This is a genomic window from Streptomyces sp. PsTaAH-137 (genome assembly GCF_003259365.1).
In the GTDB taxonomy this organism is placed as follows: domain Bacteria; phylum Actinomycetota; class Actinomycetes; order Streptomycetales; family Streptomycetaceae; genus Streptomyces.
This window is the reverse complement of record NZ_QLLY01000010.1, coordinates 36254-61249: the sequence shown is the minus strand read 5'-3', so window position 1 is coordinate 61249 and position 24996 is coordinate 36254. Positions and strand designations below refer to the sequence as shown.

Here is a 24996-nt window from a genome sequence, read left to right as displayed (position 1 = left end):
CAACGAGCCGGTCACCGGGGGCGTCCCCGCGTGCCGTGCCGGGTATGGTGCCCGGCGTGATGATACGGGGACGCAGGATTCTGAGGTTGACGGCCGTCGCGGCGGTGGTGGTGCTCGCCCTGACGGGATTCTCCAGGGGACACGGCCGCCACCACAGCAGTAGCAGCGGCGGGGGCGGGTGCAGCAGCTCGTCGCAGGACCACGACAGTTCGTCGAGCAGCACATCGGGCGGAACGTCCGGATCCTCGCACTACGACGACGATGACGACGATTCCTACGGCAGCGGCGGCTCCACGTGGCGGCCGCGCCACCGCTCCACGCCGTCGCCGACGGGCAGCGGAATCTCCGTGCGGGAAGGCACCGCGCGCCTGATCACCTGCGCCACCGCCACGGCGCGGTACGCCACCGTCGAGGTCACCAACCCCAACGGCAAGGCCGTGCGCTTCGATGTCCACGTCGCCTTCGTCGACTCCTCCGGCGGCACGGTCAACGCGCTCTTCCACGAGGTCAAGGTCCCGGCGAACGGAAAGGTCACCACGAAGGTGCCGGTCGGCGGCGACCGCCCGGACGCCGTGGTGGACCACTGCGAGGTCGACCCCGAGGCGCTGCTGCACACCTAACGCGTCGTATGGCCGCCCTGCGCACGGGAGTTGAACAGCTCCGCCTGACGGTCCGGCGGCAGATTGCCGAGCGCGATCAGGTGCGGGGCCTGTGCGAAGGCGCGGTCGCGGGCCGCCTCCGTCGCCGCCCACACCGCCCGCACGGTGCCCTGCACCGCCTCGGTGGGGTGCGCGGCGACGGTCTCCGCGCAGCGCACGGCCGCCGCCAACGCCCCGCCGGGCGCGGTGACTTCGCTGACCAGGCCGGTCTCGTACGCCCGCCGGGCCGACATCCGCTCCGCCGAGCCGAGCAGCGCGAGCCGCGCCACCTCGCCCGGCGGCATGCGCTGTGCCAGGTACACCGACTCGTAGGCGCTGACCATGCCGTACGTCGTGTGCGGGTCGAAGAACGTCGCCGTCTCGTCGGCGACGGCGAACTCCGCCTCGCCCAGCAGGTAGAACGCGCCGCCGCACGCCATCCCGTTCACCGCCGCGATCACCGGCTTCCACAGGTCGTTGGCCTTCGGGCCGACGGTGAGCAGCGGATCGTCCATGGAGTACGGGGACGAGGGCTGCGGGACGGTCAGGTCGCGGTCGATGCCCGTACAGAAGGCGCGGTCGCCGGCGCCGGTGAGCACGACGGCCCGGACGGTGTCGTCGTGCCGGAACTCCCGCCAGACGGCGCCGAGTTCGGTGATCGTCGCCCGGTCGAGGGCATTGTGGCGGTGCGGGCGGTTCAGGGTGACCACGGCCACCCCGGTCTCCTCGTCGCGGGTCACGTCGAGCGTCATGGCCGCTCCAGGACCCAGCGGGGGACGTGCACGCCGTCGATCTCCGTGAACACGGCCTGGACCTTGGCGCCGATCCGCAGCCGGTCCTGGGGGACCGAGTTCAGAGGGGCGTCGGGCGACGTGACGAGGTTGCCGACCAGGCGGATGCGGGGGGCTTCCGCGAGTTCGACGATGATCGCGTTGTAGGGGGCCAGTTCGGCGTAGGCCGGGAGGAGCGGGGGGTGCGGGATCACGTACGACCAGATGCGGCCCCTGCCGCTCATCTTCCGCCACTCGGCGTCGAAGGACTGGCAGTGGGGGCAGCAGGGGCGGGGCGGGAAGCGCAGTTCCTTGCATTCGGGGTCGGCGCAGGCCTGTATGCGCAGTTCGCCTCGGGCGGCGTAGTCCCAGAAGGGGGCGCCGTCGTCGTCCGTGAGCGGGGTGAGCAGGTGGGGCTTCGCGTCTGCCATGGTGCGGCTCCTTCGCCGGTGCAGGTTGTGGGTGGTTGCTCGCGCTCACGCGGCGGAGCCGCATATCGATACAGCCCCGCGCCCCGCCGTCTTGGGCAATCTGCCGCCAAGGGCGGCAGGGTGGGCAAGGCGGCCCCCCAGCGCCGGGTGCGCGTCCGGGCTAGTTCCGCAGCAGCACCGCTGAGGTGGGCACCCCCTCGCCCGCGGTGACCAGGCAGGTGGCGGCGTCCGGTACCTGGGCCGTGCTCACCCCCCGGAGCTGCTTCACGCCCTCGTTGATCAGGTTGAAGCCGTGGACGTACGCCTCCGAGAGGCCGCCGCCGCCCGTGTTGACGGGGAGGCGGCCGCCGATCTCCAGGGCGCCGCCCTCGGTGAAGGCGCCGCCCTCGCCGCGACCGCAGAACCCGTACCCCTCCAGGGACAGCGGAATCAGCGGCGTGAACGCGTCGTAGATCTGGGCGACGTCCACGTCGTGCGGGGTGAGGTCGGAGTTCTTCCACAGGTGGCGCGCGGCCGTCCAGGCGGGCCCGGTCAGCGGGTCGTCGTTCCAGTAATTGACCATGCCGTGGTGCTGGGCGGGCAGCCCCTGCGCGGCCGCGTGGATGTAGACGGGCTTGTGCCGCAGGTCCCGCGCGCGCTCGGCGGAGACGATGACGCAGGCCAGCGCGCCGTCCGTCTCCAGGCAGTTGTCGAAGAGGCAGAGCGGCTCGCTGATCCAGCGGGCGTTCATGTACATGTCCCGGGTGAGCGGGCGCTCGTACATCATGGCGGCCGGGTTCTGGTTGGCCCGGTTGCGGCAGGCGAGGGCGACGTTGAAGAGGTGGTCGCGGGTGGCGCCGTACTCGTGCATGTAGCGGCGGGCCAGCATGCCGATCTCGTCGGCGGGCCGGAGCAGTCCGAACGGCCGCGTCCACTGTGCGGGCGTGGGGAGTTGGACGGCGGTGTTCTTCCACGGGCGCGGGCCGCTGCCGCGCTTGCGGGAGCGCCAGGCGACGCCCACGCTCGCCTGGCCGGTGGCGATCGCGGCGGCGAGATGGGCGAGCGTCGCGCACGAACCGCCGCCGCCGTAACCGACCTTGGAGAAGAACGTGACATCGCCGGCGCCGACGGCCTTGGCCACCTCGACCTCGTCGGTCTCCTCCATCGTGTACGAGGCGAAGGCGTCCACCTCGGACGCGGCGAGGCCCGCGTCGTCCAGGGCGGCCAGGATCGCGCGGCACGCCAATGTCTTCTCGGATTCGGGGAGTTGTTTGGCGAACGCCGTCTGTCCTATTCCGGCGATGGCCGTCGCGTCCTTGATGCTGCTCACCATGGCACCCCCGCCTGTGCAACCTGTGCACCTGGATCTCTGGGCTGACAGCGCGTCAGGCTACAGCTAATCTGACGGATAGTCAGCTACGGGTCGGGTACGGCGTTGTGGGAGGTCGGTCGATGAACGCGCAGACGTGGGGCACCATCCCGGGACTGATCAGGGACGCGGTCGATCGCTATGCCGGACGCGAGGCCGTCGTCGACGGACGCACCCGCATCACGTACGCCGAACTGGGCGGGCGTGTGGAACGGGCCGCGGCGGCCTGCCTGGCCTCCGGCGTCGAACCCGGCGACCGGGTCGCGCTCTGGGCCCCCAACACCCTGGACTGGATCGTCTCCGCGCTCGGCGCGGTCAGCGCGGGCGCCGTCCTCGTCCCCCTGAACACCCGCTTCAAGGGCGCCGAGGCCGCCGACGTCCTGGCCCGCTCCCGGGCCCGGCTGCTCTTCGTCACCGGCACCTTCCTCGGCACCTCCTACGTCGCCTCGCTGCGCCGCGCCCAGGAGGCCGGCGCCGAACTCCCGCACCTGCACGAGGTGGTGGTGCTCGCCGACACCGCGCCCGACGCGCCCGGCTACCGCACCTGGAAGGAGTTCCTCGCGGCCGGGGAGAAGGTCACCGCCGGAGAGGTGGGCAAGCGGGCGGACACCGTCGCGGCCGCCGACGCCTCCGACATCATCTTCACCTCGGGCACCACCGGCCGCCCCAAGGGCGCCGTCATCACCCACGAACAGACCCTGCGCGGCTACGAGATCTGGGCGGACCTCGCCGGGCTGCGCGAGGGCGACCGCTATCTGATCGTGAACCCGTTCTTCCACACCTTCGGCTACAAGGCGGGCATCATCGCCTGCCTGATGCGCGGCGCCACGATGATCCCGCAGCCCGTCTTCAACGTGGACACGGTCCTCGCCAACATCGCCGCCGAGCGCATCTCCGTCCTCCCCGGACCGCCCACCCTGCACCAGTCGCTGCTCGACCACCCGGCGCGCGACGCCCACGACCTGTCGGCGCTGCGCGTGGTGGTGACCGGCGCCGCCGTGGTGCCGCTGCGACTGGTCGAGCGGCTGCGCGGGGAGCTGCACGTCGCCACCGTCCTGACCGCGTACGGCCTCACCGAGGCCAGCGGCATCGTCACCATGTGCCGCCGCGGCGACGCCCCCGAGACCATCGCGTCCACCTCGGGCCGGGCCATCCCCGGCACCGAACTGAAGGTGGCGGCGGAGCCCGGCGAACCCGGAGAGATCCTGGTCCGCGGCTTCAACGTCATGCGCGAGTACTTCGAGGACGCCGCCGCCACCCGCGAGGTCATCACCGAGGACGGCTGGCTGCACACCGGCGACGTCGGCGTCCTCGACGACGGCGGCAACCTGCGCATCACCGACCGCATCAAGGACATGTTCATCGTCGGCGGCTTCAACGCCTACCCCGCCGAGATAGAGCAACTGCTCGGCGTCCACCCCGACGTGGCCGACGTGGCCGTGGTCGGCGTCCCCGACGGGCGGCTCGGCGAGGTCGGCAAGGCGTACGTGGTGCGGCGGCCGGGCTCTGTCCTCACCGGCGACGACCTCATCGCGTGGGCCCGCCGCGAGATGGCCAACTACAAGGTGCCCCGGACCGTCCAGTTCGTCACGGACCTGCCGCGCAACGCCTCCGGCAAGGTGCTCAAGCAGGAGCTGCGGGCGGGCTGAGCCGTCCGGTAGCGATGTCCACGACCAGGTCCGCCCGCGCGCGGCCCGGCGCCACCCGGCGGGCGTTCGCCTCGTCCGAGCGCTCCACCCAGGCGCGGGCCCCGTCCGGGGTCTTGCCGAACTCCACGTGCCGGGCGACCAGCCGCTCCACCCGTACCGTGTCGTCGACCGCCACCCACCACACCTCGTCGAGGTGCGGGCGGACCGCCGTCGACCACGGCTCCTCGTCCAGGAGGAGGTAGTTCCCCTCGGTCACGACCAGCGGCACGCCCGGCGCCACCGGCAGCGCGCCCGCCAGCGGCTGCTCCAACTCCCGCTCGAAGGACGGCGCGTAGACCGTCTCGCCGTGGCCCGGCCCCCGCAGCCGGGCGAGCAGGGCGCCGTACCCGTACGCGTCGAACGTGTCCGGGGCGCCCTTGCGGTCCGCGCGGCCCAGCCGGCGCAGCTCCGTGTCGGCCAGGTGGAAGCCGTCCATGGGGACCAGCGCCGCGTCGGCGCCGAGCGCGCGGACCACGGCCTCGGCGAGCGTGGACTTCCCGGCGCCCGGCGGGCCCGCGATGCCGAGCACGCGGCGCGGGCCGCCCCGGGAGACGAGGGCGCGGGCGCGGGCGGTCAGCTCATCGACGTACGGCATGGGACGAGCCTTTCACGGGCGTCATCACGGGAGGGCGTCACCACTGGACGGCGTTGTCCAGGTCCTGCTGCCAGTACGTGACCTTCAGCGAGTCGTCGATGTAGGCGCCGTCGGCGGGCAGCGCCGGGTGGGCGGTCGCGGGCAGCGAGCCGCTCATGGAGCGGGGCTGGAACATCACCTCCAGGCTCTTCTCGGTGTGGCCGTGCTTGCCGCTGCCGTCGGCGGCGGACAGCAGCACCGCCGCGTAACCGGACTCACCGGGGGCGAGGGTCACCACGGCCTGCGGCTGGGAGTCCTCGACGACCGGCGGCACCGACTGCGCCTCGCCGAAGCGGACGACCGGGTAGCCGTACAGGTAGCAGGACTTGGAGCCGGTGTTGGTGACCGTGAGCAGCATGTGGTTGATGGGCCGGGTCAGCGGGGCCGCGACCGTCCTGGTGTTGGCGCCCGAGCAGGTGACCGGCTTCGCGGCGGCCGCCGTGCCCGCCGGGGCCTTGGTAGCGGTGCCGCCCGAGGTCTTCGACGTCGTGCCCGAGCCCTTCGAGCCGGAGTCCGAGCCGGTCTTCGCGTCGTCGCCGGAAGGCGCCTTCGACGCGTCCTTCGATGCGTCCTTCGACGCGTCCTTCGACGCGTCCTGCGCGCCGGTCGAGGAGGACGCGACGGGGGAGGAGGCGCCCGAGGCGCCCTCGTCCTTGACGCCCGATCCGTCGTCGCAGGCGGTGAGCGAGAGCGCGGCGATCGCGACGGTCGCGGCGGCGGTCAGCAGGCGGGTGCGGGAGGTGCGGATGCCGGTCATTGGTTGAGCCCCTTGGGAGTTCGGGTCGGTGTGGTGCTTGGATGACCCAGAGCCTGCGGGGTGATCCGTCCCAGGTGCCACAACCAACCGGTAGTTCGGCACGCTGGAACGCTGAAACGGGCTCTGACCTGGGGGAACACTGGTCCCCTGGAACGCCGGAACGGGACGCGGGGGCATGGAGGAACGGGTGTCTGGAGACGGGTTCGCGCAGCTGCTGCGGGAGTTGAAGGACCGTTCGGGGCTGAGTTACGGCGTGCTGGCGAAGCGGCTGCACATGAGCACGTCGACCCTGCACCGCTACTGCAACGGCACCGCGGTGCCCACCGATTACGCACCCGTGGAACGGCTCGCCCGGCTCTGCAAGGCCGCCCCCGAGGAACTGGTGGAGCTGCACCGGCGGTGGATCCTCGCGGACGCGGCACGCGGACGGAAAGCAGACCCCGCCCCCGCGCCCGAACCCGTACCGGAGCCGGACGAGGAGGCCGTCGCGCACCCCGGTCCCGTCACCGCATCCCGCAGGCGCACCGCCGTCATCGCGGGCATCGCGGTCGCGGCCGTCACCGGGGCCGTGGTGCTCGCCGTGAACCTCGGCGGCGGGGGCGGCGGTGACGCGGACCGGCGGCAGGCGGCCGAAGCCACGGCCGCCGGGCGGACCGGCGCGGACCGTGACCCGTCGGCGTCCGCCACGCCGTCACCCTCCGCGAGCCCCTCGAAGAAGACGAAGCCGTCGGCGTCGGCGACCACGTCCGCACCGTCGTCCACCGCCGGATCCGGCGGCGACGCCAAGGGCCCGGACAGCGGCGGCGCGGCCCCGCTGAACGTCAACACCCGCCCCTACGTCTACGACAGCCCGTGCAGCCAGCACTTCCTCGTCGACAGCGAACCGGCCCAGGTCGGCCCGCCCGCCGGCGAACAGGACGCGACCCGGTGGGCCGCCGCCTACGGCGCCGTCTCCTCCGGCGAGCAGGAGGTCGCGCTCACCGTGCAGGGCAGCGGCGCGCGGACCGTCGTCCTGGAGGCGCTGAGCGTCCGCGTCGTCTCCAAGTCGGCGCCGCTCGCCTGGAACGACTACGCGATGGGCAGCGGCTGCGGCGGCGGCGTCGACACCAAGTCCTTCGACGTCGACCTGGACGACGGCAGCCCCGCCGTCACCGTCAAGGGCGGCCAGCGCGACTTCCCGTACAAGGTGAGCGAGTCCGACCCCGAGGTCTTCTACGTCGTCGCCCACACCAAGGCCCACGACGTGCGCTGGGAACTCACCCTCGAATACTCCAGCGGCGGCCGCCACGGCACCGTCCGCGTCGACAACGGCGGCACCCCGTTCCGCACCAGCGGAAACGCCGGACGCCCCGGCTACGACTATCCCCTCGGCGGCGGCGAATGGATCGCGCGCCAGGAACAGCAGTAGAGCCGGGGCGTCCGGGCGTACGCCGCCGTCAGAGCTTCTCGGGGGTACGGATGCCGAGGAGCGCCATGCCCTGGTGCAGGGTGCGGGCCGTGAGGTCGCACAGGAACAGCCGGTTCTCGACCTGCTCGGGCGTCTCGGCCTTGAGGACCGGGCACTGGTCGTAGAACGTCGTGTAGAGCGACGCGAGCTGGAACAGGTACGCGGCCAGCTTGTGCGGCGCGTACTCGGCCGACGCCTCGAAGACCGTGTCGCCGAACGCGTCCAGGTGCAGGCCGAGCGCCCGCTCCGCCGGGGCCAGCGCGATCTCCGGGTGCGCGACCGGGGCGGCGCTGTCGCCGGCCTTCCGCAGGATCGACTTGATCCGCGCGTACGCGTACTGGAGGTACACGCTGGTGTCGCCGTTCAGCGACACCATCTGGTCCAGGTCGAACTTGTAGTCCCGGCTCGGCGACGTCGACAGGTCCGCGTACTTCACGGCGCCGATGCCGACGTACCGCCCGTTCTCGACGATCTCCTCCTCGGTCAGGCCCACCTTCTCGGCCTTCTCGCGGACGACGGCCGTGGCCCGCTCGACGGCCTCGTCGAGCAGGTCCTCAAGCCTGACCGTCTCGCCCTCACGCGTCTTGAACGGCTTGCCGTCCGCGCCGAGCACCGTGCCGTAGCCCATGTTGTGGGCCGTGACCTCGTCGCTCAGCCAGCCGATCCGCCGCGCCGTCTCGAAGACCATCTTGAAGTGCAGGGACTGCCGTACGTCCACGACGTAGATCAGCGACGTGGCGTGCAGGTCGGTGACCCGGTTCCGGATCGCGGAGAGGTCGGAGGCCGCGTAGCCGAAGCCGCCGTCCTTCTTCTGCACGATCAGCGGGACCGGCTGGTCGTCCTTGCCCTTGATGTCGTCGAAGAACACCACGAGCGCGCCCTCGGAGCGGACCGCGACACCGGACTCCTCCAGGAGCCTGGCCGTCTCGGCCATCATGTCGTTGTACGCGCTCTCCCCGACGATCTCGTCGTCGCGGATCTCCATGTCGAGCTTCTCGAAGACCGAGTAGAAGTAGACCTTCGACTCGTCGACGAACCGCTGCCACAGGTCGAGCGTCTCCTTGTCGCCGCTCTGGAGCGCCACGACCCGCTTCCGCGCCCGCTCCTTGAACTCCTCGTCGGAGTCGAAGACGGCGCGCGACGCCTTGTACACCCGGTTCAGGTTGCTCATCGCCTGCTCGCCGTCCACGTCCGCCGCCGGGGCGAGGGTGTCCGGGTTCTCGATCAGGTACTGGATGAGCATGCCGAACTGGGTGCCCCAGTCGCCGATGTGGTGCCGGCCGATCGTCTGCTCGCCGGTGAAGTCGAGCATGCCGCGCAGGGCGTCGCCGATCACCGCGGAGCGCAGGTGGCCGACGTGCATCTCCTTCGCCACGTTCGGCTGGGCGTAGTCGACGACGCTGATGCCCGGGGTGGCCTTCGTGGGCACGCCGAGCCGGTCGCCGTCGGCGGCGCGGGCCGCGAGCGTCTCGGTGATCGCCTTGTCGGTGACCGTGACGTTCAGGAAGCCGGGGCCCGAGACCTCGACGTCGGCGAGCAGGTCGCCGTTCTCGATCGCCGCGACGACCTGGGTGGCCAGCTCCCGGGGGTTCGCCTTGGCCTTCTTGGCGAGCGCCAGGATCCCGTTGGCCTGGTAGTCGGCCCTCTCGCTACGTCGCAGCAGCGGGTCCGCGCCGCTCGCCTCCGGCAGGGCCGAGGTGAGGGCGGCGGTGAGGCGCTGGTTGACGCTGGCGGTGATGGACGTGACCGGGGCCATGGGTATGGGCTGCCGTTCTGGTCGGGGCTGTTTGATGGTCCCGCCAGTATCCCACGGGGCCGCAAACCGGTTTCCCGGCCGCGGAGCCCGGCCGCGCAGTTCCCCGCGCCCCTAGGTGGTCTCTCACGCGCGCCACCGTCGTGGCTGGTCGCGCAGTTCCCCGCGCCCCTGAAGCGAGCTCCGCTCGCCCAGGGGAAGGCTGCGCGCAGCGCATGCCTTCAGGGGCGCGGGGAACTGCGCGGGAAGAGGCCACCGGCCGGTGGACGAGGTGCGGCCCAGGGGCGCGGGGAACTGCGCGACCAGCCCCCACCGGCCCGCAGCCGGGCGCCTGCCCGGAGACCCCGGTCGCGCCCGACCGGAGCAGGTAGGAGTCCGGGGAGGCGGTTCAGGACAGCGTGGTGCCCGCGTCCCCGGTGTTCTTCCACTTGTCGACCTTGCGCACCCCGTCCACGTACAGCCGCAGCCCGTCCGTGCCCGACAGGCGGTACTCGAAGCAGCCGCCCGAGCCGAAGTCACGGGTCAGCGACCAGCGCACGGAGAAGTTGTTCGTGGCCATCCCGGAGAGCGGCGCGCCGGTCCAGTTCTGGTCGACCGTGGTGTCGCAGTCGGTCTTCTTCGGGGTGCCCGAGAAGCTGGTGTTCGAGTAGAACGTCCGCTTGAACGTGGTGTCGCCGCAGGTCACGGCGGCATGAGCGGCCGGGGCCGCGAGCAGTGCGCCGCCCAGCGGAAGGGCGAGCGCCAGACCGGCCGCCGCGGTACGGCGCCCGGCCACGAATCTGTCAGTGATCACGCTGACAGGACCCTCGTGAAGGGCCCGGGGTTGTACCGATGGGCAATCCGTTTTCCGTCGCCCCGCGGTAACTGGGACAATGGCGTCGACGCGGAGCGCACCGCGTACCCCGAAACAAGAGAAGGACCGACTGACCGTGGCCCAGAGCACGAGCACGGACACCCAGGAGACCGTCGAACACACGGACTGGGTGTCCCGTTACGCGGACGATGTCATCGCCGAGTCCGAGCGTCGTGCCCCGGGCAAACCGGTCGTCGTCGCCTCCGGCCTCTCCCCGTCGGGCCCGATCCACCTGGGCAACCTGCGCGAGGTCATGACCCCGCACCTGGTCGCCGACGAGATCCGCCGCCGCGGCCACAGCGTCCGGCACCTGATCTCCTGGGACGACTACGACCGCTACCGCAAGGTGCCGAACGGCGTGCCCGGCACGGACGCCTCCTGGGCCGAGCACATCGGCAAGCCGCTGACCTCGGTCCCGGCCCCGGCCGGCTCGGCGTACCCGAACTGGGCGGAGCACTTCAAGGCCGCCATGGTCGCGGCCCTCGCGGACCTCGGCGTCGAGTTCGACGGCATCAGCCAGACCGCGCAGTACACCTCGGGCACGTACCGCGAGCAGATCCTGCACGCGATGAAGCACCGCGGCGACATCGACGCGATCCTCGACCAGTACCGCACCAAGAAGGACACCGGCAAGAAGCCGCAGCAGAAGAACCAGAAGCCGGTCGACGAGGCCGAGCTGGAGGCCGCCGAGGGCTCCGGCGCGGCCGACGAGGACGACGGCAGCAGCGGCGCCGGCTACTACCCGTACAAGCCGTTCTGCGGCGAGTGCGGCAAGGACCTGACCACCGTCACCTCCTACGACGACGACACGACGGAGCTGTCCTACACCTGCACCCTGGACGGCTTCACCGAGACGGTCCTCCTCTCGGAGTTCAACCGCGGCAAGCTGGTCTGGAAGGTCGACTGGCCCATGCGCTGGGCCTACGAGGGCGTCATCTTCGAGCCGTCCGGCGTCGACCACTCGTCGCCGGGCTCGTCGTTCCAGGTCGGCGGCCAGATCGTCGACCGGATCTTCGGCGGCAAGCAGCCGATCGGCCCGATGTACGCGTTCGTCGGCATCTCCGGCATGGCGAAGATGTCCTCCAGCAAGGGCGGGGTCCCGACCCCGGGTGACGCGCTCCAGATCATGGAGCCGCAGATCCTGCGCTGGCTCTACGCACGCCGTCGGCCCAACCAGTCGTTCAAGATCGCCTTCGACCAGGAGATCCAGCGGCTCTACGACGAGTGGGACAAGCTCAGCGGCAAGGTCGCGGACGGCTCCGCGCTGCCCGCCGACGCCGCCGCACACACCCGCGCCGTCGGCGTCGCCGGACGCGAACTGCCGCGCACGCCGCGGCCGCTGCCGTACCGCACGCTCGCCTCCGTCGCCGACGTCACCGCCGGGGACACCGAGCAGACCCTGCGCATCCTCTCCGAGCTCGACCCGGAGAACCCGGTCACCGACCTCGTGACGGTGCGGCCGCGGCTCGACAAGGCCGAGACCTGGATCACCAAGTACGTGCCCGCCGAGTCCCGCACCATCGTCCGCACCGAGCCGGACACCGAGGCGCTGGCCGCGCTCGACGAGGCCTCCCGCGCCTCGATCCGGCTGCTGCTCGACGGGCTCGACTCGCACTGGTCGCTGGACGGGCTCACCCACCTCGTCTACGGCGTTCCGAAGGTGCAGGCCGGCTTCCCCGCCGACGCCACCCCCAAGGAACTCCCCGCCGAGATCAAGGGCGCCCAGCGCACCTTCTTCGCCCTGCTCTACGACCTCCTGGTCGGCCGCGACACCGGCCCGCGCCTGCCCACGCTGCTCCTCGCGGTCGGCGCGGACCGCGTCCGCAAGCTCCTGTCGGCCTGACACCCGCCGCACGGAACGCGCCCCTGGAACGAGCCTCGCTCTTCCAGGGGCGCGCCCGTATCGGGACCCGTGCCGCTACGCGATGTGGTCGTCCACGAACTCCGCGTTCAGGCGCTTGCTGAACATCTCGTGGTAGCGGGCCAGATCACGCTGCGAGAGCCGACTGCCGTAGGTCGCCTCCACGTTCGCCTGGAACGCGCCCGGCGTCGGCATGCCCTCACCCTGTATCGAGTACCGGAACACCTGGTACAGGTCTTCGTCCGACGGCGCCGACGGCTGCGCCGCCCCGTCGCCGAGCTGCCGCGTCCCGCCGGCCCCGTTCGGCACCGGGAACTCCGGCTCGGGCTCGGCCGGGGCGGACGGCTCCGGCTCCGCCGCGCGCGGGTGCGGGACCAGGAGCTGCTGCGGCGCCTCCTCCTGCACGGGCCGCGGCTCCGGGCCGTGCACCGGCGCCGCGGGCGGCACGAAGTCCGGGTCGTAGCCGCCGTGGTACTCCACCGCCCGCTGCTGCGCGAACCACTGGCTCGCCTGCGCGTCCGCCTCGGGGTCGGCCCCCGGGGCCTCCGGGTGCTGCTGGGGCCCCGGCTGCGCCTGCTCGGGCTGCTGGGGCTGCTGGGGATGCTGAGGGGCAGGCTCCGGCCGGGACTGCTGCTGGGGCTCCGGCTGCTGCGCCTGCTCCTGTTCCTGCGCCTGCTCCTGCATCCGCTCCTGCGGGGCCGATGCCTCCAGTTCGGCGGTGGCGGCCCGCGGTGCGGGCGGCAGCAGCTGAGGCTCGATACCGGCCGCCGCGAGCCCCGCCGGAGCGGTCTCCGCCAGCGGCACCCCGTACCGCGCGAGCCGCAGCGGCATCAGCGACTCCACCGGAGCCTTGCGCCGCCACGCCCGCCCGAACCGGGACCGCAGCCGCGCCTGGTACACCAGCCGCTCCTGCTCCAGCTTGATCACGGCCTCGTACGAACGCAGCTCCCACAGCTTCATCCGGCGCCACAGCAGGAACGTGGGCAGCGGCGACAGCAGCCAGCGCGTGATCCGCACGCCCTCCATGTGCTTGTCCGCGGTGATGTCCGCGATCCGGCCGATGGCGTGCCGGGCCGCCTCCACCGACACCACGAACAGGATCGGGATGACCGCGTGCATGCCGACGCCCAGCGGATCCGGCCAGGCCGCCGCGCCGTTGAACGCGATCGTCGCCGCCGTCAGCAGCCACGCCGTCTGCCGCAGCAACGGGAACGGAATGCGGATCCAGGTCAGGAGCAGGTCCAGCGCGAGCAGCACACAGATGCCCGCGTCGATGCCGATCGGGAAGACATAGGAGAAGTTCCCGAAGCCCTTCTGGATCGCCAGCTCGCGCACGGCCGCGTAGGAACCGGCGAAACCGATGCCCGCGATGACGACCGCACCCGCGATCACCACACCCGCGAGTATCCGGTGCGTCCGAGTCAGCTTCAGTGGCGCTGCCACTCCAGTTCCCCTCCCAGTTCGGCTTGTTGCGCCCCTCAGACTGGCACATGCGTGCGGACCGCTGTGGGCCGGTACGCCGGGAGCCCGGCTCCCAAAAGGGGCCGGGCTCCTCAAACCGCAGGCAAATGCCGGGCGGCCGACGGCTACTTGTCCTTGTCGTCCTTGGCGGAGGCCGACGCGGACGGCGACTTCGAAGCGTCCTTCGAGTCCTTCGAGTCCTTCGAATCCTTGGAGTCCGACGCGTCCTTGGAGTCCTTCGAGCCGGACGACGCCGACTTCGACGCGGACGCCGACGGGGAAGCGCTCTTGCCGGACGACACCGTGCCCTCGACCGCGGCCACCGCCTCCCGCGCCGCCTTCTCGGCGTCCTTCGACAGCTCGTCCGCGTCCGGCGTCTTCTCGCCCGCGAACCCCGAACCGTTGTAGCTCACCGTGACGACCACGTTGTCGACGCGCGAGACGACCGTCTGCTGCTTCGACGTGACGTCCTTCTTCTTCTCCTTGTACGCGCTGTCGAAGCGCACCAGCGTCGCCTCGTCACCCGTCCCGGAGAGCTCGGACGTCTTCAGCTTCTTCGCGCCCACGCTCGCCTGGGCGTCCTTGACCTGCTTCGCGTAGAACGCGGACGCCAGGTCGTCGCCGCTGCCCCGGTTCACGTCCGAGTCGAAGCGGACCATCGACAGGTTCAGCCAGCGGTACTGGGAGCCCTTGACACCATTGCTGTCCAGGCTCGACCAGGAGCAGCTGTCCCGCGTCGACTCGCCGTCGGACGACCCGGACTTGCTCTTGCCCTCGGGCACCAGGTCCTTCAGCGTCTTCTTCGAGAACGCGTCGCACGCCTTCGGCAGGGACTTGTACGTCGCGGCCCGAACCTTCTTCGCCGCCTCCCCCGCGGTGGACGCGGACGCCTTCGCCCCGGAGGACGCCTTGTCCGTGGCGCTCGCGTCGTCGGAACCCGAGTCGGACGAGCAGCCGGCGACGACGAGAACGACCGGCACGGCGGCGGCGCAGGCGAGTATGCGGGTGAGTCGCTTGGTCGGACGGTGCATGGTTCCTTCACTGGGACGCGGACAGAGGCACGGACCGGACACGCGACCACCGGTCAACCTTCAACCGGTCTTCACGAACCCGGGCCCGATGGGCCACCGTACGCGCTGTCCGACCCGCACGCCTCGCCTTCCCGGGACCGGCCCCGGCCGCCCGGGCGGCCCTACTCGCCGAACTTTCCGACCAGCTTTTGTGCCAGTTCCTGCGTCCTGTCCTGCATTTCCTTGCTGTCCGGCGCATCGCCGGAGGCCGCCGGCTGTGCCTCGTACGCGACGGTCACCACGACGTTCGACGTGCGGAACACCACAGTCACGGTCCGGGTCGGCGAGGCCGTCGGCCCGGCCTGCTCGTCGTTCAGGAACGCCTGGTCACCGAGGCCGTCGAGCAGGCGCGGCCGCAGATCGGCGGGTGACGTGGAGTCCGACGGCGAGCCGGAGCCGGGCGATTCCGGCGATTCAGAGGATTTGCCGGACTTGCCGGTCTTGGCTGCCTTCGAGGTCGAGGAGGACGGCGACGACGAGGACTCCGCGCCGCCGGGCTCCGCCGTGTCCGTCACCGTGCCCGGATCCGCGAGATCCGCCTTCTCGGCCTCGTCGGCGAAGACCTGCTCCGCCGACGAGTCGTCGCTCACCGCGGAGTCGTACGACACCACCCGCTCGAAATCCAGCGTCAGCCGGTGCGCGCCGCCCGCGGCCGAGTCGTCCTTCCAGCGGCACCCGACCCGGCGCCCGGTGTCGAACGTGGTCGTCGCCACGCCCTCGTACGCCCTGTCCCGCTGGTCCTCGTCCGCGATCTTCGCGATCCCCGGCAGCATCGTGTCCAGCATGCTCTGCTCGGGCTGGCCGCACGGCTCCGGCAGAGTGCGGTACTTGCCCGGCTTCGCGGCGGTGGCGGACACGCTGGGGTCGCCCGGCTTGGAGTCGTCGGTGGCGCCGTCGTCGGCGGTGCTTCCGCTGCATCCGGCCAGCAGCGCCGTCAGAAGGACGGCGACACCCGGCACGTACGCGTACGACTTCCGCTGCACCCTGGGGCTCCTTACTGGGCTGACGCCGGGTTATTCGATTGCCGCGACAGGGCGGCCGGTGGTGCCATGTCTATCGCACGCATCGCCGTGGACGCCGGTCCGGCATCCGATTTGTTGACCTTGGCTCCGGTATTTGCGTTTCCCTACTTCTTTTCACGTAGGGCCAACTGTCGAGTACAACGGGGGATTTCATGTCATTCGTAGAGGTACCTGGAGCGAAGGTCCCGATCCGCATGTGGGCCGACCCGGCCACGGTCGAGGACGCCGCGATGCAGCAGCTCCGCAACGTGGCGACCCTGCCCTGGATCAAGGGCCTCGCCGTCATGCCCGACGTGCACTACGGCAAGGGCGCGACGGTCGGTTCCGTCATCGCGATGCAGGGTGCGGTCTGCCCGGCGGCGGTCGGGGTCGACATCGGCTGCGGGATGAGCGCGGTGAAGACGTCCCTGACCGCGAACGACCTCCCCGGCGACCTGTCCCGCCTCCGCTCGAAGATCGAGCAGGCGATCCCGGTGGGCCGCGGCATGCACGACGACCCGGTCGACCCGGGCCGGATGCACGGGTTCGCCACGGCGGGGTGGGACGACTTCTGGGGGCGGTTCGAGGGGGTCGCCGACTCGGTGAAGTTCCGCGAGGGGCGGGCCGTGAAGCAGATGGGGACGCTCGGGTCGGGGAACCATTTTGTGGAGCTTTGTGTTGATATGTCCGATTCGGTGTGGCTCATGCTGCACTCCGGTTCCCGCAACATCGGCAAGGAACTGGCGGACCATCACATCGGCGTGGCCCAGAGCCTCCCGCACAACCAGAACCTGGTCGACCGCGACCTGGCCGTCTTCATCTCGGAGACCCCGCAAATGGCGGCGTACCGCAACGACCTGTTCTGGGCGCAGGAGTACGCCAAGTACAACCGCTCCATCATGATGGCGCTCTTCAAGGACGTGATCCGCAAGGAGTTCAAGAAGGCCAAGCCGGTCTTCGAGCCGGAGATCAGCGCTCACCACAACTACGTGAGCGAGGAGCGGTACGACGGCATGGACCTGCTCGTCACCCGTAAGGGCGCGATCCGCGCGGGCTCCGGCGAGTACGGCATCATCCCGGGCTCCATGGGCACGGGTTCGTACATCGTGAAGGGCCTCGGCAACGCGGCCTCCTTCAACTCCGCGTCGCACGGCGCGGGTCGGAAGATGAGCCGGAACGCCGCGAAGAAGCGCTTCTCGACGCGCGACCTGGAAGAGCAGACGCGGGGCGTGGAGTGCCGTAAGGACTCCGGCGTCGTGGACGAGATCCCCGGCGCGTACAAGCCGATCGAGCAGGTCATCGAGCAGCAGCGGGATCTGGTGGAGGTCGTCGCGAAGCTGAAGCAGGTCATCTGCGTCAAGGGCTGAACGGTCCGGTACGGGGGGCGTGTCGGGGCCGGTCCACTCGGACCGGCCCCGTGCCGTACCCGCGCCGCCGCATCAGGGCACCAGCACCAGCCGCCCCCGCACCCCGCCCTCCGCGAGGCGGGTGTGGGCCTTTGTCGTGTCCGTCAGGGGGAAGGTCTCGGCTACCCGGGCGGTCAGGACGCCCTCGTCGGTGAGGCGGGCCAGGGTGGTGAGTTGGGAGCCGTTCGCCGTCACCTCGACCGATGACGTGCGGATTCCGCGTTCCGGGGACGGGGCCGCGCCGGGGATGACGCCCACGTACGCGCCGTCGTCCCGGACCCAGGCGAGGGCGTCGGCGCCGATGAACGCCGCGTCGAGGACCGCGTCCACGGGGGCGGGGGTCGTGCCCCGGGCCACGAAGGACGTCGCGCCGAAGGAGCGGGTCAGGGCCTCGTCGGCCTCCGACGCGTACGCCGTGACCTGGATGCCGCGGTGGGCGGCGAGCTGGATCGCGTAGCCGCCGACCGCGCCGGCCGCGCCGGTGACCAGGAGCGACTGGCCCGGCTCCAGGGCGAGTCGGTCGAGGGTCTGAGCGGCCATGAGGGCGTTGAGGGGGAGGGCCGCCGCGTGGACCGGGTCCAGGGAGGCGGGGGCCTTCGCGACCGCGCCGGTGTCGACGACCACGTACTCGGCGTGCGTGCCGAGCTGCTTGAACCGGCCGTGGTGCAGGGCGATGACCTCGTCGCCCACCTGCCACTCGGTCGCGTCGCCCACCGCGTCGACGGTTCCTGCGACGTCCCAGCCGAGGCCGAACCGCTGCCCGGCGCCGCCGAAGATCCCGGAACGCACGCCCGCGTCGACCGGGTTGAGGGCGGCCGCGGCGACCTTGATCCGGATCTGGCCCGCGCCCGGTGCGGGGCGCTCGACCTCCACGATCTCGACCGCTTCCGGGCCGCCGAACGTCGTGACGACTGCTGCTCGCATGACAACTCCCGTGTTCTTCAAGTCGGTTGGTGCGGATGCTGTGCGCTTTCCTTTCCGCAGTGATGACTTTATGGAGTGCTACTCTCTTTCAGTAAGTACGTACCTGAAGGTGCGTAACACGCTGGGGAGTACGGGGGGTCGGTCATGGCGACGACGACGGCGGCGCAGCGCCGCGAGCAGGCGCGGTTCGCGTACGACGCGTTCCTGCGGGAGTGCCCGACCAATCAGCTGCTCGCGCGGCTGAGCGACAAGTGGGTGAGCCTGGTCGTGGCCGCGCTCGCTGGGCAGGACGGGCCGATGCGGTACTCGGATCTCGGCCGGAGGATCGCGGGTGTCAGCCAGAAGATGCTCACGCAGACGCTGCGTTCCCTGGAGCGGGACGGGATCGTGGCGCGGACGGTGACGCCGTCGGTGCCGGTGCGGGTCGACTACGAACTGACCGCGCTGGGCCGGAGCCTGGGCGGTCTGCTCGTCGCGGTGAAGGACTGGGCGGAGACGCACATGGACGAGGTGGCCGTGGCGCGGGAGAGTTACGACGCCCAGCCCCAGTAGGGGGCATCAGGCGTCAGAGTCCTTGAGGGGTCTGCTGAAGCCTTCAGAAGTCTTCAGAAGTAGTACGTGTCGCCCGTGTCCAGGACCAGCACCTCGTGGCGGTTGTTGTCGGGGTTGTGGTCGGCCGGGCCGCCCGTCCACACGGTGTCGAGACGCACGGTCACCTCGGTGGGGCGGGTGGCGAGGCGGACGTCGACGGTGAGCGGGGTGCCGAGGGCCGCCGCGGGCAGGGCGCCGGTGCGGCAGTCGACGGTGCGCGGGCCGGTGCGCAGGCAGGCGGCGGGGAGGCCGGGCTGGGCATCGGTGAGCGGGGCGGACCAGGCGATCCTGAGGGTGGTGTCGGGGACGTCGGTGGGGCCGTGGTTCTCGGGGGTGAGGGCGACGGTGACCCGGTCGCCGGCCATGGTGACGCTGCCGTGGTGGGCGAGGTCGGCCTCGGCCGGGGCGGTGCCGCCCGGTGGCAGGAGGAGGACGAGGGCGGGGGCGAGAGCGAGGGCCGGGTGCACGGCTGACCTCCGGTTGCGCGGGGACGGTGGGCCGATTTATCCCACGTGCGGGGCGCGGTGACACGTGCGTGACACCCTGTGGCGCATGACCGTCGCTCGTTCCGTGTTCCTGTTCGTCCTCGCCGCGCTGTTCGAGATCGGTGGCGCCTGGCTGGTGTGGCAGGGGGTGCGTGAGCATCGCGGGTGGGCGTGGATCGGCGCCGGGGTGATCGCGCTGGGGCTGTACGGGTTTGTGGCGACGCTCCAGCCGGACGGGGAGTTCGGGCGGATCCTGGCCGCGTACGGCGGGGTGTTCGTGGCGGGGTCGATCGCGTGGGGCATGGTCGCCGACGGGTACCGGCCGACCCGCTGGGACGTGGCCGGGGTGCTGATCTGCCTGGTGGGGATGGCCGTGATCATGTACGCCCCGCGGGGGGAGTGAGCCTGCGTCGTACGCTGGCACCAGCCGTCCGTCGAGCCTTCAGGAGCAGTCATGGCCCCCGCCCCCGCATCCCGTATCGCCGTCGTCACGGGCGCGAGCAGCGGCATCGGTGCCGCGACGGCCCGGCAGCTGGCGGCGGCCGGGTACCGGGTGGTGCTCACGGCCCGCCGCAAGGACCGGATCGAGGCGCTGGCCGAGGAGATCAACGGCGCCGGGCACCAGGCCGCCGCGTACGCCCTGGACATCACCGACCGGGCGGCGGTGGACGAGTTCGCGACGGCCTTCAAGACGGTCGGCGTGCTGGTGAACAACGCGGGCGGTGCGCTGGGTGCCGATCCGGTGGCCTCGGGTGACCCGGAGCAGTGGCGCCAGATGTACGAGACGAACGTGATCGGCACGCTGAACGTGACGCAGGCCCTGCTGCCCGCGCTCACCGCGTCCGGTGACGGCACGGTCGTCGTCCTCTCCTCGACCGCCGGGCACGGTACGTACGAGGGCGGCGGCGGTTATGTGGCCGCGAAGCACGCCGAGCACGTGCTGGCGGAGACGCTGCGGCTGGAGATCGTCGGTACTCCGGTGCGGGTCATCGAGGTGGCGCCCGGCATGGTGAAGACGGACGAGTTCGCGCTGACGCGGTTCGGGGGTGACGAGGAGAAGGCGGCGAAGGTGTACGCGGGGGTGGCCGAGCCGCTGACCGCGGACGATGTCGCCGACACGATCAGCTGGGCCGTGACCCGTCCGCCGCACGTGAACATCGACCTGCTCGTGGTCCGCCCGCGCGCCCAGGCGTCCAACAGCAAGGTGCACCGTGAGCTCTGAGGCGCCGGATCCGCTGGATGTCCTCCAGCGTGAGTTCGATCAGCGCCGGCTCGCCGAGGAGAAGAAGGGCGAGCGGTACATGTGGTGGTACCTGGGCTACTTCCTCTTCGGCATCCACATCGTGGCCTTCGTGATGATCTACGCGATCAGGCACGCGGGGTAGTAGGCCCGTAGATCGTCTGCGGCTCCGGTGGGGGCTGGTCGCGCAGTTCCCCGCGCCCCTGGGACGTCTTTCGGGCGCGGCCCGGTGGCCGCTTCTCGCGCAGTTCCCCGCGCCCCTGAGGCATGCGCTTCGCGCAGCCTCCCCTTCAGAGGCTGCGGCTCCGCCGCGCCTCTGTCGTTGATGAGATGGCGCACGAAGTGCGCATCTCAGGGGCGCGGGGAACTGCGCGAGAAGCCCCACCGGAGCCGCAGACGACGAACGACCCAGGGGCGCGGGGAACTGCGCGGGAGGAGGCCTCCGGGCCGCGGCCTAGTTGGACGGGTAAGCCGTCGGAGACACGCCCAGGGTTGCCGTGAAGTCGCGGACCAGGTGGGCCTGGTCCGCGTAGCCCAGGTCGGCGGCGAGGGCGGCCCAGTCGACGGCGTCGTGGTGGGCGGCGGCCTCCACGGCCTCGTGGATCCGGTAGCGCAGCACGCACCACTTCGGGCTGACCCCCACGTACCCGGCGAACAGCCGCTGGAGCGAGCGCACCGAAAGCCCCTCCTCGCGGGCCAGACCGGCGACCCGGTGCACGGCGCGCTCGGCGCGGATCCGGGCGACGAGGCCGCACGCGAGCTCGGCCCGCGGGTCGGGGGCGGCCGGGGCGAGGGGCAGCAGGTAGGCGTCGAGGGCGGCGGCCCGGTCGCGGTCCTCGGCGGGGCCGACGACGGCGGCCGGGTCGGTCGCCGGGAACACATCCGCGTACGGCAGCACCCGGCCGGTCCACGCGGAGACCGGCTCGTCCGGCGCGAAGGGCCGGAACATGCCGGGCCGGAACTTCACCCCGCACACCCGCCCGCGCCCGCCGATCTTGCGGGTGTAGAGGCCGGGCGCCCAGACGCCGGTCAGCTCCCCGTACGGCGGGCCGTCCGCCTCGTCCCACTGGAACGTCAGGTTCACCGAGGGGTGGGCGAGGACGTGCGAGGCGTAGGGGGCGTCCAGGTCCCAGTCGATGAACCAGTAGTTCTGCACGTACGGGCGCAGGGCGGGCGCGGGCTCGTGGCGGCGGAAGCGGACGCGGGTCAGCAGCGCGTCCGGGTCGACGATCCCGCGGGTGTCACGCTCCATGCCCGGATCGTACGGCGGGGCACCGACAGCGGCCGGGGGAAATAAGTGCGGCGGGGGCACTGTTCCAGGGGTATAGTTGAAGCGTCAACAACCTGGAAGGTGAGCAGCCATGCAGTTCGGGATCTTCACCGTCGGCGACGTCACGGTCGACCCGACGACCGGGCGTGCCCCGACCGAGCACGAGCGGATCAAGGCGATGCTGGCCATCGCGCTCAAGGCGGAGGAGGTCGGCCTCGACGTCTTCGCGACCGGCGAGCACCACAACCCGCCGTTCGTCCCGTCCTCCCCGACGACGATGCTCGGCTACATCGCGGCCCGCACCGAGAAGCTGGTGCTCTCCACCTCCACCACCCTGATCACCACCAACGATCCGGTGAAGATCGCCGAGGACTTCGCGATGCTCCAGCACGTCGCGGACGGCCGGGTCGACGTGATGATGGGCCGCGGCAACACCGGGCCGGTCTACCCGTGGTTCGGCAAGGACATCCGCGACGGCATCGACCTCGCCATCGAGAACTACGCCCTGCTGCGCCGCCTGTGGGACGAGGACGTCGTGACCTGGAAGGGCAAGTTCCGCACGCCGCTCCAGTCGTTCACGTCCACGCCCCGCCCGCTCGACGGCGTCGCGCCGTTCGTCTGGCACGGCTCCATCCGCTCCCCGGAGATCGCCGAGCAGGCCGCGTACTACGGCGACGGCTTCTTCCACAACAACATCTTCTGGCCCGCCAGCCACACCCAGCAGATGGTGAACCTGTACCGCCAGCGCTACGCCCACTACGGGCACGGCACCCCGGAGCAGGCCATCGTCGGCCTCGGCGGCCAGGTCTTCATGCGGAAGAACTCGCAGGACGCGGTGCGCGAGTTCCGCCCGTACTTCGACAACGCGCCGGTCTACGGCCACGGCCCGTCCCTGGAGGACTTCACCCGGGAGACGCCGCTGACCGTCGGCTCGCCGCAGGAGGTCATCGACCGGACGCTGTCGTTCCGGGACGTCGTGGGCGACTACCAGCGCCAGCTGTTCCTGATGGACCACGCGGGCCTGCCGCTGAAGACGGTCCTGGAGCAGCTCGACCTGCTCGGCGAGGAGGTCGTGCCGGTGCTGCGCAAGGAGTTCGCCAACCAGCGCCCGGCGAACGTGCCGGACGCGCCCACCCACGCGGCCCGCGTCGCCGCCAAGGCCGACGCGCCTGAAGGGAGCGCGAAGTGAAGCTCGTCGTCGTATCGGCGGGACTGAGTTCTCCCTCGTCCACCCGGCTGCTCGCCGACCGGCTCACCGCGGCGACCCTGCACCGGGTCGACGCGGAGGTGGAGGTCATCGAGCTGCGCGACCTCGCCACCGAGATCGCCCAGCACTTCGTCACCGGCTTCCCGCAGGCCAGGCTCGCCGCCGCGCTCGACGCGGTGGCGGCCGCCGACGGCCTGATCGCCGTGACGCCGGTGTTCGCGGCCTCGTACAGCGGACTGTTCAAGTCGTTCTTCGACGTCATCGACAAGGACGCGCTGACCGGCAAGCCCGTGCTCGTCGCCGCGACCGGCGGCACCGCCCGGCACTCGCTGGTGACCGAGCACGCGCTGCGTCCGCTCTTCACGTACCTGCGCGCCCTCGTCCTGCCGACCGCCGTGTACGCGGCGTCGGAGGACTGGGGCGAGGAGGGTCTCGCCGCCCGGATCACCCGTGCGGGCGGCGAGCTGGCCCGCTTCATGGGCCCGACGGTCGCCGACGCCGGACCCGACGTCGACACCGCGGCCGCGATCGCGCCCCGTTCGCTGACCGGCGCGATCACGTCCGTGGACCCGGCCGACGGGTTCCAGGTGACTCCCTTCGAGCAGCGGCTCGCGGCGCTACGGCCGGCTGACTAGCCGCAGCGCGGCCGGCTCCGGTGCCTTCCACGCGGTCCAGCCGTGGGTGCCGGGCAGGACGTACGGGGTCCAGTGCCGGGCGTAGTCGGGCGGCAGGGTGCCCCGCGGTGTGAGCAGCGCCGTGGGGACCTCGGCCGCCCGGCGCAGCAGCTGCGCGCGGGTCGTGGAGGTGTTGTTGCCCTTGATCTGGGCGGAGGCGCAGCCCGCCGCGTAGCCGATGGGCAGCGCGCGCGGGCCGGTGACCAGGCAGGGCGGGGTGAGGCCCAGGGTGCGCAGGCCGTTGGCGGCGGCGACGTAGCGGGCGTCGGTCGTCGCGGTGGCGGCCACGACCCGTTGCAGCACGACGAACTGGGTGACGATCTGCGCCGCGACGAGGACGACTGCGGCGACCGCCAGTGTCCTGCGGCGCTTCAGGCGCCGCAGCAGCACCGCGACGGGCAGCGCGAGCAGCGCGTACGACGGGAGCAGGAAGCGCGGCGCGGAGTAGCCGATGAGCAGCAGGTACGACGCGCTCAGGGACGCCGCGCAGGCCACCGGGAGGACGGTCGGCGCGAGCCGCCGCTCGCGCCGGGCCACCAGCACCGCGGCCACCGCGAGCAGCGGCAGGACCAGCCACCACAGGGCGAGTCCGGGCTGGTCCGGGGCGCCCGCCGTGCAGGGGCGGCACAGCAGCGGGCCGTTCACCGCGCGCCAGGCCGTGCCGAAGTTCGGGTGCAGGCCCATGTCGCCCTCGGTGGCGCTGGACACGTGCAGCCGCTCCAGCACGCCGCCCCAGCGCAGATACGCCTCGACGACCCACTGGGCGAGTCCGGCCGCCAGCCCCGCGGCCAGCCACGGCAGGGCGCGCCTGTGTCCTCGTACGACGAGGGCGTACGCGGCGAGCGGCAGCACCAGCCACACCGCGTCCGGCGCCCGGAACAGGGCCACCGCGGCGACGCACAGCGCCGGCTGCCAGGTGCCGCCGCGCAGGAACCAGCCCACGGCGCCGACCGCGCCGAACGCCACCCACAGGTTGGGCATGGCCATCGCCCCGGACAGCACGCTGATCCACAGGCTGCCGAAGAGCAGGGCGGCGAAGGCGGTGGTGCGGGCGCCGACCAGCGGGCGCCAGACGCGGAACGCCGCGTAGAGCGCGGCGGCGGACAGCACGGCGAGCACGGCGCGCAGGGCGAGCGGTCCGGCGCCGGCCGCGACGAACGGCGCGGTCAGCAGGCTGGTCCCGCGCGAGCGCGGCGCGCTGAAGAACACGGCCGGATTGCGCGGGTCGTACTGGGAGACGTAGACGGACTCGTCCCATCCGAGGCCGTGGCCCAACTGTGGGACGACAAGGGTGAGTTGGGCGACTGCGTAGAGTGCGGCGACGGCCGTGAGCCAGACGTCGGGGCCCGGGGTACGCCGGTCACGGGAACGGCGTGCCCCGGGCCTGGTGCGCGGCGGAGCCGGGGCCGCCGCCGACACGGGTCCCGCGGCGGCGAGGGCGAGGGTTCCGGCCGCGAGTGGGGGGCGGAGGACGGACCGCCACCGAC

The 24996-nt window shown here is 71.7% G+C and carries 25 protein-coding genes; 11 read left to right on the top strand and 14 right to left on the bottom strand.

Annotated features, from left to right (window positions below):
* The first annotated feature begins 86 nt into the window (after positions 1-86).
* On the top strand, positions 87-620 hold the full coding sequence (locus K377_RS22525; protein WP_309252243.1) for a hypothetical protein: 534 nt from the start codon (positions 87-89) through the stop codon (positions 618-620).
* On the opposite strand, the gene K377_RS22520 is transcribed toward K377_RS22525, so the two are convergent.
* From K377_RS22520 to K377_RS22510, 3 genes are all read right to left on the bottom strand, one after another.
* Complete coding sequence (locus K377_RS22520; protein ID WP_111665280.1) at positions 617-1390, bottom strand: enoyl-CoA hydratase/isomerase family protein; 774 nt, start codon at positions 1388-1390, stop codon at positions 617-619. The two genes, K377_RS22525 and K377_RS22520, sit on opposite strands and share 4 nt — an antisense overlap.
* On the bottom strand, positions 1387-1839 hold the full coding sequence (locus K377_RS22515) for a Zn-ribbon domain-containing OB-fold protein (protein WP_111665279.1): 453 nt from the start codon (positions 1837-1839) through the stop codon (positions 1387-1389). The genes K377_RS22520 and K377_RS22515 overlap by 4 nt, the downstream gene beginning before the upstream one ends.
* Before the next feature lie 160 nt (positions 1840-1999).
* Positions 2000-3151 carry a lipid-transfer protein gene (locus tag K377_RS22510; RefSeq protein WP_111665278.1) on the bottom strand — a complete coding sequence of 384 codons (1152 nt, stop codon included), beginning with the start codon at positions 3149-3151 and terminating at the stop codon, positions 2000-2002.
* Between the two features lie 119 nt (positions 3152-3270).
* On the opposite strand from K377_RS22510, the gene K377_RS22505 reads away from it, so the two are divergent.
* On the top strand, positions 3271-4836 hold the full coding sequence (locus K377_RS22505) for a FadD3 family acyl-CoA ligase (RefSeq protein ID WP_111665277.1): 1566 nt from the start codon (positions 3271-3273) through the stop codon (positions 4834-4836).
* On the opposite strand, the gene K377_RS22500 is transcribed toward K377_RS22505, so the two are convergent.
* Positions 4811-5470, bottom strand: coding sequence for a nucleoside/nucleotide kinase family protein (locus tag K377_RS22500; protein WP_111665276.1), 660 nt, complete (start codon positions 5468-5470; stop codon positions 4811-4813). The genes K377_RS22505 and K377_RS22500 overlap by 26 nt on opposite strands.
* Before the next feature lie 37 nt (positions 5471-5507).
* Positions 5508-6266 carry a DUF4232 domain-containing protein gene (locus K377_RS22495; protein WP_111665275.1) on the bottom strand — a complete coding sequence of 253 codons (759 nt, stop codon included), beginning with the start codon at positions 6264-6266 and terminating at the stop codon, positions 5508-5510.
* A gap of 175 nt (positions 6267-6441) precedes the next feature.
* Here K377_RS22495 and K377_RS22490 point away from each other — a divergent pair, with 175 nt between their 5' ends.
* Positions 6442-7674 (top strand): helix-turn-helix transcriptional regulator, encoded by a 1233-nt coding sequence (locus K377_RS22490; RefSeq protein ID WP_111665274.1) that lies wholly within the window; start codon positions 6442-6444, stop codon positions 7672-7674.
* Positions 7675-7702: 28 nt separating this feature from the next.
* Here K377_RS22490 and argS read toward each other — a convergent pair whose 3' ends face one another.
* Positions 7703-9469, bottom strand: coding sequence for an arginine--tRNA ligase (gene argS / locus K377_RS22485; RefSeq protein WP_111665273.1), 1767 nt, complete (start codon positions 9467-9469; stop codon positions 7703-7705).
* 385 nt (positions 9470-9854) lie between these two features.
* Positions 9855-10259, bottom strand: coding sequence for a PA14 domain-containing protein (locus K377_RS22480; RefSeq protein WP_309252242.1), 405 nt, complete (start codon positions 10257-10259; stop codon positions 9855-9857).
* Between the two features lie 79 nt (positions 10260-10338).
* Between K377_RS22480 and lysS the strand changes: the two genes are divergently transcribed.
* Entirely contained in the window at positions 10339-12162 is a 1824-nt protein-coding gene (lysS, locus tag K377_RS22475; RefSeq protein ID WP_237551642.1) for a lysine--tRNA ligase, read from the top strand.
* A 75-nt stretch (positions 12163-12237) separates the two neighbouring features.
* On the opposite strand, the gene K377_RS22470 is transcribed toward lysS, so the two are convergent.
* From K377_RS22470 to K377_RS22460, 3 genes are all read right to left on the bottom strand, one after another.
* Positions 12238-13623, bottom strand: coding sequence for a DUF2637 domain-containing protein (locus tag K377_RS22470; RefSeq protein WP_111665270.1), 1386 nt, complete (start codon positions 13621-13623; stop codon positions 12238-12240).
* Positions 13624-13766: 143 nt separating this feature from the next.
* Positions 13767-14672, bottom strand: coding sequence for a DUF3558 domain-containing protein (locus tag K377_RS22465; protein WP_111665269.1), 906 nt, complete (start codon positions 14670-14672; stop codon positions 13767-13769).
* A gap of 161 nt (positions 14673-14833) precedes the next feature.
* Positions 14834-15694, bottom strand: coding sequence for a DUF3558 domain-containing protein (locus K377_RS22460; RefSeq protein WP_111665268.1), 861 nt, complete (start codon positions 15692-15694; stop codon positions 14834-14836).
* Between the two features lie 191 nt (positions 15695-15885).
* On the opposite strand from K377_RS22460, the gene K377_RS22455 reads away from it, so the two are divergent.
* Positions 15886-17079 (top strand): RtcB family protein, encoded by a 1194-nt coding sequence (locus K377_RS22455; RefSeq protein ID WP_111665267.1) that lies wholly within the window; start codon positions 15886-15888, stop codon positions 17077-17079.
* Between the two features lie 72 nt (positions 17080-17151).
* Here K377_RS22455 and K377_RS22450 read toward each other — a convergent pair whose 3' ends face one another.
* Positions 17152-18042, bottom strand: coding sequence for an NADP-dependent oxidoreductase (locus K377_RS22450; protein ID WP_111665266.1), 891 nt, complete (start codon positions 18040-18042; stop codon positions 17152-17154).
* Positions 18043-18186: 144 nt separating this feature from the next.
* Here K377_RS22450 and K377_RS22445 point away from each other — a divergent pair, with 144 nt between their 5' ends.
* Positions 18187-18594 (top strand): helix-turn-helix domain-containing protein, encoded by a 408-nt coding sequence (locus tag K377_RS22445; RefSeq protein ID WP_111665265.1) that lies wholly within the window; start codon positions 18187-18189, stop codon positions 18592-18594.
* 53 nt (positions 18595-18647) lie between these two features.
* On the opposite strand, the gene K377_RS22440 is transcribed toward K377_RS22445, so the two are convergent.
* A complete protein-coding gene (locus tag K377_RS22440) occupies positions 18648-19100 on the bottom strand; it encodes a hypothetical protein (RefSeq protein WP_111665264.1) in 453 nt (150 codons plus the stop codon).
* 85 nt (positions 19101-19185) lie between these two features.
* Here K377_RS22440 and K377_RS22435 point away from each other — a divergent pair, with 85 nt between their 5' ends.
* Genes K377_RS22435 through K377_RS41730 form a run of 3 tightly spaced genes read left to right on the top strand, consistent with a single transcriptional unit; the run spans position 19186 to position 20503 of the window.
* A complete protein-coding gene (locus K377_RS22435; protein WP_111665519.1) occupies positions 19186-19521 on the top strand; it encodes a YnfA family protein in 336 nt (111 codons plus the stop codon).
* A gap of 51 nt (positions 19522-19572) precedes the next feature.
* Complete coding sequence (locus tag K377_RS22430; protein ID WP_111665263.1) at positions 19573-20340, top strand: SDR family NAD(P)-dependent oxidoreductase; 768 nt, start codon at positions 19573-19575, stop codon at positions 20338-20340.
* Complete coding sequence (locus K377_RS41730) at positions 20330-20503, top strand: hypothetical protein (protein ID WP_181512621.1); 174 nt, start codon at positions 20330-20332, stop codon at positions 20501-20503. The genes K377_RS22430 and K377_RS41730 overlap by 11 nt, the downstream gene beginning before the upstream one ends.
* Positions 20504-20812: 309 nt before the next feature.
* On the opposite strand, the gene K377_RS22425 is transcribed toward K377_RS41730, so the two are convergent.
* Positions 20813-21610: a helix-turn-helix domain-containing protein gene (locus K377_RS22425; protein WP_111665262.1), complete on the bottom strand. Its 798-nt coding sequence runs from the start codon at positions 21608-21610 to the stop codon at positions 20813-20815.
* A gap of 109 nt (positions 21611-21719) precedes the next feature.
* On the opposite strand from K377_RS22425, the gene K377_RS22420 reads away from it, so the two are divergent.
* Together K377_RS22420 and K377_RS22415 are read left to right on the top strand one after the other, a co-directional pair.
* Positions 21720-22817 carry an LLM class flavin-dependent oxidoreductase gene (locus K377_RS22420; protein ID WP_111665261.1) on the top strand — a complete coding sequence of 366 codons (1098 nt, stop codon included), beginning with the start codon at positions 21720-21722 and terminating at the stop codon, positions 22815-22817.
* Entirely contained in the window at positions 22814-23470 is a 657-nt protein-coding gene (locus tag K377_RS22415) for a CE1759 family FMN reductase (RefSeq protein ID WP_111665260.1), read from the top strand. The genes K377_RS22420 and K377_RS22415 overlap by 4 nt, the downstream gene beginning before the upstream one ends.
* Here the strand turns inward: K377_RS22415 and K377_RS22410 are convergent.
* A complete protein-coding gene (locus K377_RS22410; protein WP_111665518.1) occupies positions 23453-24784 on the bottom strand; it encodes a hypothetical protein in 1332 nt (443 codons plus the stop codon). The two genes, K377_RS22415 and K377_RS22410, sit on opposite strands and share 18 nt — an antisense overlap.
* Positions 24785-24996 lie beyond the last annotated feature (212 nt).

Excerpts from the sequence above, each read along its gene's own strand:
- K377_RS22520 (WP_111665280.1), bottom strand. The coding sequence starts at position 1,390 with ATGACGCTCGACGTGACCCGCGACGAGGAGACCGGGGTGGCCGTGGTC.
- K377_RS22515 (WP_111665279.1), bottom strand. The coding sequence starts at position 1,839 with ATGGCAGACGCGAAGCCCCACCTGCTCACCCCGCTCACGGACGACGAC.
- K377_RS22510 (WP_111665278.1), bottom strand. The coding sequence starts at position 3,151 with ATGGTGAGCAGCATCAAGGACGCGACGGCCATCGCCGGAATAGGACAG.
- K377_RS22505 (WP_111665277.1), top strand. The coding sequence starts at position 3,271 with ATGAACGCGCAGACGTGGGGCACCATCCCGGGACTGATCAGGGACGCG.
- K377_RS22500 (WP_111665276.1), bottom strand. The coding sequence starts at position 5,470 with ATGCCGTACGTCGATGAGCTGACCGCCCGCGCCCGCGCCCTCGTCTCC.
- K377_RS22495 (WP_111665275.1), bottom strand. The coding sequence starts at position 6,266 with ATGACCGGCATCCGCACCTCCCGCACCCGCCTGCTGACCGCCGCCGCG.
- K377_RS22490 (WP_111665274.1), top strand. The coding sequence starts at position 6,442 with ATGGAGGAACGGGTGTCTGGAGACGGGTTCGCGCAGCTGCTGCGGGAG.
- argS (WP_111665273.1), bottom strand. The coding sequence starts at position 9,469 with ATGGCCCCGGTCACGTCCATCACCGCCAGCGTCAACCAGCGCCTCACC.
- lysS (WP_237551642.1), top strand. The coding sequence starts at position 10,339 with ATGGCGTCGACGCGGAGCGCACCGCGTACCCCGAAACAAGAGAAGGAC.
- K377_RS22465 (WP_111665269.1), bottom strand. The coding sequence starts at position 14,672 with ATGCACCGTCCGACCAAGCGACTCACCCGCATACTCGCCTGCGCCGCC.
- K377_RS22455 (WP_111665267.1), top strand. The coding sequence starts at position 15,886 with ATGTCATTCGTAGAGGTACCTGGAGCGAAGGTCCCGATCCGCATGTGG.
- K377_RS22450 (WP_111665266.1), bottom strand. The coding sequence starts at position 18,042 with ATGCGAGCAGCAGTCGTCACGACGTTCGGCGGCCCGGAAGCGGTCGAG.
- K377_RS22445 (WP_111665265.1), top strand. The coding sequence starts at position 18,187 with ATGGCGACGACGACGGCGGCGCAGCGCCGCGAGCAGGCGCGGTTCGCG.
- K377_RS22435 (WP_111665519.1), top strand. The coding sequence starts at position 19,186 with ATGACCGTCGCTCGTTCCGTGTTCCTGTTCGTCCTCGCCGCGCTGTTC.
- K377_RS22430 (WP_111665263.1), top strand. The coding sequence starts at position 19,573 with ATGGCCCCCGCCCCCGCATCCCGTATCGCCGTCGTCACGGGCGCGAGC.
- K377_RS22425 (WP_111665262.1), bottom strand. The coding sequence starts at position 21,610 with ATGGAGCGTGACACCCGCGGGATCGTCGACCCGGACGCGCTGCTGACC.
- K377_RS22420 (WP_111665261.1), top strand. The coding sequence starts at position 21,720 with ATGCAGTTCGGGATCTTCACCGTCGGCGACGTCACGGTCGACCCGACG.